Annotated in this window: 1 protein-coding gene; it reads left to right on the top strand. The window is 79.6% G+C overall.

Features of this window, described 5'->3' with window-relative positions; all coding sequences use genetic code 11:
* Nucleotides 1-20 precede the first annotated feature (20 nt).
* A partial coding sequence (locus DZG00_RS15920) for an MFS transporter (RefSeq protein ID WP_147360086.1) occupies nt 21-871 on the top strand: 851 nt, incomplete at its 3' end.

Raw genomic sequence — 871 nt, 5'->3', positions numbered from 1 at the left:
GCCGCGGATCCGACGCCCGCGTGACCGCGACCCGCACCCCGCCTCCCGCCCGCACCGGCTACCTCGCCGTGCTGGCGCTGCCCGGCGCGCTCCGCGCGTTCCTCCCGGCGATGCTCGGCCGGCTCTCCTTCGCGATGGTCGCGCTCGCGCTGCTGCTCCTCGTGCAGGCGCGCACCGGGTCCTTCGCCGCCGCCGGCCTCGCGACCGGCGCGTTCGGCCTCGCCAACGTGCTCGCGTCGCCCGTGCGGGCACGCCTCGTGGACGCGCGGGGGCAACGTCCCGTGCTGGTGGCGCTCGCGCTCGCCCACGCCATCGGCCTCGTCGGCGTGCTCGCCGTGGTGCGGATCGGCGCGCCCGTCGGGGTCGTCGTCGCGGCCGCGGCGCTCGCCGGACTCGCGATGCCGCCGCTCGGTGCCGCCATGCGCGTCGTGTGGGCGGCGCTCGTGCCCGACGCGCGCATGCGGACGCGCGCCTACAGCCTCGACGCCGTGGGGGAGGAGGTCGTCTTCACGGTCGGGCCGCTCGTCGTGGCGGCGCTCGTGGCGGTCGCGGATCCCGAGGTCGCCGTGCTCGCCTCGGCGGCCGCGAGCGTGCTGGGCACGCTCGGCATGACGTCGTCGCCCCTGTCCCGGGCGCAGGGCGCGCAGGCTCCCGCGACGGCGGCCCCGGCGACTCCGGCGACCCCGGCGCGGCGGCGCCGGTCCGCGGATCCGCTCCGCCAGCCGCTCGTGATCCCCCTGCTCGTGACGCTGCTCGGGGTGGGCGCTGTGCTCGGATCCGTCGAGGTCGCCGTCGCGGCGCTGGCCGAGCGCGCGGGCAGCACGGCGCTCGCGGGCCCGCTGCTCGCCGCGTTCGCCGCGGGCAGCGCGGT

Origin of the sequence: Clavibacter lycopersici, assembly GCF_003576405.1 — a bacterium.
In the GTDB taxonomy this organism is placed as follows: Bacteria; Actinomycetota; Actinomycetes; order Actinomycetales; family Microbacteriaceae; genus Clavibacter; species Clavibacter lycopersici.
This window is presented reverse-complemented; position numbering and strand designations above follow the sequence as displayed.